The organism is Pseudomonas sp. UBA6323, assembly GCF_002439135.1.
GTDB lineage: Bacteria > Pseudomonadota > Gammaproteobacteria > Pseudomonadales > Pseudomonadaceae > Aquipseudomonas.
Window position 1 is genome coordinate 36580 of sequence record NZ_DJSX01000077.1, and the last position, 6547, is coordinate 43126.

The window sequence follows — 6547 nt, forward strand, 5'->3', positions numbered from 1 at the left end:
TTTCATTTATGCCGGCGTGACTGTTGTTTGTTGCGCAAGCTATTTAGAATCATTATCAGCTTACACCTGTGGAGAGGCGCATGCTGCTGATCATCCCTGACGTGCTCGACGCCGAGCAATTGCGTCAGTACCGTGCCGCGCTCGAAGCGGCAAACTGGCAGGACGGTCGAGTCAGTGCCGGGCATCAGGCGATACAGGCCAAGAGCAATCAGCAACTGGCGCAGGACGATCCACTGGTGACCCAGCTCGGCGACTTTCTGCTCGACTGTCTTAGCCGCCATCCGCGTTTCATGGCTGCCGCGCTGCCGCTCAAGGTGGTGCCGCCGCGTTTCAACCGGTATGCCGGCGGCGGCCAATACGGCGATCACATCGACAATGCCATCTTCAGCGTACCGGGCACTGCGCATCGTATTCGCGCGGACCTCTCGGCCACCTTGTTCTTCAGCGAACCGCACGAATACGACGGCGGTGAACTGGTGATGCAGGACCGGCGCATCAAACTGCCGGCCGGGCACATGGTGCTTTATTCCAGTGGCTGCCTGCATCGCGTCGAACCGGTGACCAGTGGTGCCCGTCTGGCCTCGTTCTTCTGGGTGCAGAGCCTGGTGCGTCAGGATGATCAGCGCAGCGTTCTGCTGGAGCTCGATGACAGCATCCAGGCGCTGCGTCAGCAGGTACCGGACAGCGCCGAACTGCTGCGACTGACTGGCATTTACCACAACCTGCTGCGGCAATGGTCGCAAACCTGAAGCGCCGGGAGTACCTCTATGTCCTCGCCCAAGCTGGCACAGATTCCTGCCGATATCGCTGCCGTGGCCGATTACAGCGCCTATGCCCGCGAGCGCCTCGGCGAACAGGCCTGGGCTTATCTGGCCGGAGGCGCAGCCGATGAGCTGACCCTGCAGGACAACCGCCAAGCCTTCGACCGCTTGCGCCTGCGCAGCCGGGTTCTGCAGGACCTGCAGGGAGGGCACACGCGCCTGCGGCTGTTCGGCGATGACTTTGCTCACCCGATCTTCGTCGCTCCGGTGGCCTACCAGCAGCTCGCTCACCCGGACGGCGAACTGGCATGCGTGCTGGGCGCCGGTGCCATGGGAGCTGGCATGCTGGTCAGCACCCAGGCCAGCGTCGAACTGGAGGCCATCGCTGCACAGGCGCAGGCGCCGCTGTGGTTTCAGCTGTATATCCAGGCCGACCGCGACTTCACCGTAGCGCTGATACGTCGTGCCGAGGCGGCCGGCTACCGCGCTCTGGTGGTCACCGTGGATGCGCCGGTGAGTGGCATTCGCAACCGCGAGCAGCGCGCAGGTTTCGTTCTGCCGCCCGGTATTGAGGCGGTCAATCTACGGGGAATGCGCCCGCAGCCCAGTGGCGCCCCGCCTGGCGATAGTCTGCTGCTCGGCGGTCCGTTGCTGGCGGCGGCGCCGACCTGGCGCGACCTGGCCTGGCTGCGAGAGCAGACTCGCCTGCCGATTCTGCTCAAGGGGGTCCTGGGCGCTGCCGATGCCGAGCAGGCGCTGGCAGCCGGAGTCGACGGGCTGATCGTCTCCAATCATGGCGGACGTACTCTTGACAGCCTGCCGGCGACCATCGATGCACTGCCGGAGGTGGCGGCAGTGGTGCAGGGCCGCATTCCTCTGCTGCTCGACGGCGGCGTGCGTCGTGGCACCGATGTCCTCAAGGCGCTGGCGCTGGGTGCCAATGCTGTGCTGGTGGGCCGGCCCTGTGTCTTCGCCCTGGCCACGGCCGGCGCTCTGGGGGTAGCGCATGTACTGCAGATTCTGCGCGCCGAACTGGAAGTAGCCATGGCACTGACCGGCTGCAGGGACCTCGCCAGTATCGGCCCGCAGCTGATCTTCACTCGGTCCCATCACTGAGCGGGCGCCTGCGCAGAGCCTATTCGACGGGGGCCCTCAGTGGTTGGTCGGCTTTGCGAAAAGCTGGCTGCGCGAGGCGCACGAGCCATCGATAAATAGGAATGCACTTAAGAGTGCTTCTTATTTGACTTTGAATTATTTACAAATAATATACGTTCGCTTTTAGCTGCTGGCCTTGTGCAGGTCTGTTGGCTGGGCGTCGGCGCGCGGATTCGTAAGAGAGTTAATGCGCGATCGAATGTAAATAATTATCAATAATTAAGAGTTCGTATTCTCGATGAGTGCCAAGAATAATCTGCATGCTCTGCCTACCAAGCGCCTGCTCGCCACCGCCGTCGGCCTGGCCATCGCCACGCTGACCCTGCCGGCCCTGGCCGACGATTCGGTCAAACTCGACAGTGTCACCGTCAAGGGTGAACGTGACGGGGATTACAAGACCGAGTCGGCATCCTCGGTCAAATACACCGCACCGCTGTTGGATACCCCGCAGACCGTGACCGTGGTACCGCAGAAGGTAATCGCCGAGCAGCAGGCGCTGAGCCTGCGCCAGGTGCTGTCGAACGTCTCCGGTATCACCTTTACTGCCGGGGAGGGCGGCGGCGGTTCTGGTGACAGCATCAACATCCGTGGCTTCAGCGCCAACGCCAACATGCAGATCGACGGCCTGCGTGACAGCGCGCAGACCAACCGTACCGACACCTTCAACATCGAGTCCGTTGAGGTCATAAAGGGGCCGAACTCGGTGTTCGGCGGCAGCGGCACTACGGGCGGCAGCATCAATCAGGTGACCAAGGCGCCCGTGCAGCGCGACTTCACCCGCATCGGCGCCGGCCTGGGCACCGACAGCTATCATCGACTGACGCTGGACAGTAACCAGACCCTCGACGGTATCGGTACCGACAGCGCCTTTCGCCTCAACCTGATGGCCCACGAGAACGACGTACCGGGCCGTGACGAAATCGACCGCAAGCGCTGGGGTATCGCGCCATCGCTGGCTCTGGGGCTGAGCGAAGACACCCGCCTAACCTTCAGCTACTTCCATCAGACGGACGACATCCTGCCGGACTATGGTGTACCGGCGCGCGATGGCAAGAAGATCGCCGGCGTTGATCGCGAGGCTTACTTCGGCTGGAAGAACCTGGACAAGGACGACATCCGGACCGACTCCTTCACCATCAAGCTGGAGCACAGCTTCAACGACAGCCTGAGCCTGCAAAACCTCACCCGCTACAGTCAGATCGACCGCAATACGGTGGTTTCCGCCTCCCACGTCAACATCACCGGTGTGCCGGCTGGCAATTACCTGCCTGCCGGGCCGCAGGCCTATGGGCGTGACGTGAACAGCGAGATGCTGATCAACCAGACCAACCTGCGCGCCGACTTCGAAACCTTCGGCCTGCTGCACAGCCTGGCCACTGGTGTGGAAATCTCCCGGGAGAATTACGACCTGCTGGTTTACAACCACGGCCTGGGCGGTTATCCAGCCGGCGGCTACCCGCTGGGTAATCCGCCGGGCTACTGGAACGGAGCGGCGAACAAGACACTGACAGCCGACACCTCGACCCGTCTCGACAACCAGGCAGTGTACGTTTTTGACACCATCGCCCTGAGTCCGGACTGGGACCTGAGCCTGGGGCTGCGCTACGACTGGGTGGAGGGTGACTACAAGAGCACCGCACTGCCGGCCGGTACCCTGACCAAGCTGGACACACGCGATGAGGAACTCAGCGGGCGCGTTGGGCTGGTCTACAAACCTGCTGACAATGGCCGGATCTACGTGGCCTACGGCACCTCCTTCAACCCCTCGGCCGAGAACCTGGTGACGACCGGCGGTGGCGTTTCGGCCGCGACGGCCGATCTGGCGCCGGAAAAGAACAAGACCTGGGAGCTGGGGACCAAGTGGGAGCTGCTCGACCGTCGCCTGGAGCTGGATGCTGCGATCTTCCGTGTGGAAAAGACCAACGCCCGTGAAACCATGCTTGACGGCAGTACCCAGCTTGCTGGCGAGCAGCGCGTTGACGGTATCGAACTGGGTATGACCGGTCACATCACCGAGCGCTGGGATGTATTCGCCAACTACACGGTGCTCAGCAGCGAAACGCTCAAGGCATCCGACACCGCTGCCGGTATCGCGCGCGAAGGTCAGGCCCTGGCCAATACCCCGCCACGTTCGTTCAACCTGTGGACCTCCTATCAACTGCCGGCCGGCTGGAGTCTCGGCTATGGTGCGCGCTATGTCAGCGAACGCAACGTCAGCTCCAGTGGCGGCGCCAAGCTCGACGCCTACTGGCTGCACAACGCCATGGTCGGCTACCAGGTCAACGACAATCTCGATCTGCAGCTGAACCTCAACAACCTGTTCGATGAGGACTACGTCGAGCGCGTGCGCCAGACGCCCGGTGCCGACAACCGGTCTTCGGCTATCGAATACGGCGATGGTCGCTCGGCCATCCTCTCGGCGACTTACAGCTTCTAAGCACTCACCGCTTGTTTCCGTAGTCCGCAATGCAAAACGCCAGCCCAGGGGCTGGCGTTTTGCCTGGGGGGCGTGAGTCAGAACTCGATCACAGTCGACAGCCACAGGCGGCGTCCTTCCTCCAGGGTGCCGGTGGTCGACTGGGCAATCTGCGTATAGTCGGAGGCCCAGCCGGTAGTGCCGGTATTGGTGGTGTAGTAGCTACCGCTGGTGAAGTCCTTGTCGAACAGGTTGTAGATCGTGGCGCTGACCGTGACGTTCTCCGAGGCCTTGAACGAACCTCCAAGGTGGAAGACTTCGTAGGCTTTCAGATCACCGGCTGCGTCGTACAAGGCCTTGTTCGCGGCAGTCAGGTTTTCGTAGCGATCAGTGAACCGCGCACGCTCGCCGCGATATTCACCCTTGAACCATAGCGTCAGGCGATCATTGGCTGCCCAGCTCAAGCGTGCATGAGCCATATGCTCAGGGGTATTGGTCAATGGCGCGCCCTTGTTGATACCGCTCTTCTGCTCGCTGTCGGTGTAGGTGTAGTTGACGGCCAGTGCCCAGGCTGGAGCAAACTCCCAGCGACCTGCAACCTCGACACCCTTGGTGACGGCTTCGCCGATGTTCACGCTCTGGGAGAAGTTCTCCTGAGTGAAGCCCGAGCCGTAACTGACGCAGCCTGGCTGGTTCGGGTTCGCAGTGTAGAAGCAGTTGGCCAAAGGCGTGCCGTCGTCGATCTTGTCCTTGAATTTGTTATGGAACAGGGTGACGTTGGCGTTGAAGTCGGACAAGTTGTCGTAGTAAGCACCGATCTCGGTGTTGGTGGTGATTTCCGGATCAAGATCGGGGCTGCCGATGGTGATGGTCGAGCCCTGGCCGGTGACGCCATTTATGCCGCTGTGCAGTTGATTGAGTGTCGGAGTCTTGTAGCCACGGCTTACGCCGCCCTTCAATGTCCACATATCCGTGGTATTCCACACCAGATAGGCGCGCGGGCTGACATGACCACCAAAGGCCTCATGATCTTCGTAGCGGGCGCCCAACGTCAGTGCCAGGTCGTCACGTAGACGCCATTCATCTTCTGCGAACAGCGCCCAGGAGGTTTGCTGGAAATCGTCATCGGCGATGCCGTCGGTGACCTTGGCGTCCCACCACTGTGCACCGACGGTTGCGATATGCGATTCGCCGACTGGAGCGACCAACTTGGTATCGACGACCAGGTCGGTGGACTTCAGTTTGCGGTCGTCGCCGATGATGATCGACGGAAAACCGGTGTACGCGTTGCCGATCGGGTTGCCTGGAATGGTGCGACCGAAGGTTTCCGTAGTGTTGTGGGTGATGCTGCTTTCCAGCGTGCCGAAGCTGAAACGTCCGGTATGGCTGAGTGCTAGCTGGTCTCGCTCGAAACGCAGTTCATCTTTGTAACCATTGGCACGTGAAGGTGCATCGGTTGTACAGCCATCGGTGGCGCTGCCGCCGTTCTTGCCATCCAGATTTCCGAGTTGGCAATTGTCGTTGTTGTAGACCTGGCGACCGCGTTCGACATCGAGTGCGAAATCATGGGCTTCGTTCGGGGTCAGCGTCAGGCGAGTACCGAAAGTGGTATTGCGGCCTTCGACTGGCGATGCGCCGCGTTTGCTGACGGTGCTGTCGTTATCGAACTGCAGATCGGATTCGCCACGGTCATACAGGCTGCCGCGTACGGCAAGCCCCAACAGCCCTTCGATCAGCGGACCACTGGCGTAGAGGCTGGTGCTGCTGGCCTCGCCGTAATCGCGGTTTTCCTGGAACGTGTGGTCCAGGCTCAGGCTGGCTCCCCATTCCTTAGCTACCTTGCGGGTGATGATATTGACCACGCCACCCATGGCATCAGAGCCATACAGGGTCGACATCGGGCCACGAATCACTTCGATGCGTTCGATAGCGGACATCGGCGGCATGAAGCTGGTAGCAGTCTCGTTGAAACCGTTGGGCGTGACGTTGCCTGCCGTGTTCTGGCGGCGGCCGTCGATCAATATCAGGGTGTAGTCGCTGGGCATACCGCGAATGCTGATGTTCAACCCGCCCGTCTTGCCGGTGCCCTGGCGTACGTCGATGCCTTCGACATCCTCGAGTGCCTCGGCGAGATTGCTGAAGCTCTTCTCCTGCAACTCCTCACGACTGATCACGCTAATACTGGCGGGGGCTTCGGTGATCTTCTGCTCGAAGC

At 61.3% G+C, this 6547-nt stretch carries 4 protein-coding genes; 3 read left to right on the forward strand and 1 reads right to left on the reverse strand.

Annotated features, from left to right (window positions below; genetic code table 11):
• Positions 1-80 precede the first annotated feature (80 nt).
• The 3 genes from B3P22_RS18590 (at position 81) to B3P22_RS18600 (ending at position 4353) form a co-directional block, all read left to right on the forward strand.
• A complete protein-coding gene (locus tag B3P22_RS18590; protein WP_197857609.1) occupies positions 81-749 on the forward strand; it encodes a Fe2+-dependent dioxygenase in 669 nt (222 codons plus the stop codon).
• Positions 750-767: 18 nt separating this feature from the next.
• On the forward strand, positions 768-1877 hold the full coding sequence (locus B3P22_RS18595) for an alpha-hydroxy acid oxidase (protein WP_296272048.1): 1110 nt from the start codon (positions 768-770) through the stop codon (positions 1875-1877).
• 277 nt (positions 1878-2154) lie between these two features.
• On the forward strand, positions 2155-4353 hold the full coding sequence (locus tag B3P22_RS18600) for a TonB-dependent receptor (RefSeq protein ID WP_296272049.1): 2199 nt from the start codon (positions 2155-2157) through the stop codon (positions 4351-4353).
• Positions 4354-4430: 77 nt separating this feature from the next.
• On the opposite strand, the gene B3P22_RS18605 is transcribed toward B3P22_RS18600, so the two are convergent.
• Positions 4431-6547: TonB-dependent receptor domain-containing protein (locus B3P22_RS18605; protein ID WP_296272050.1), on the reverse strand; the 2117-nt coding region annotated here is incomplete at its 5' end.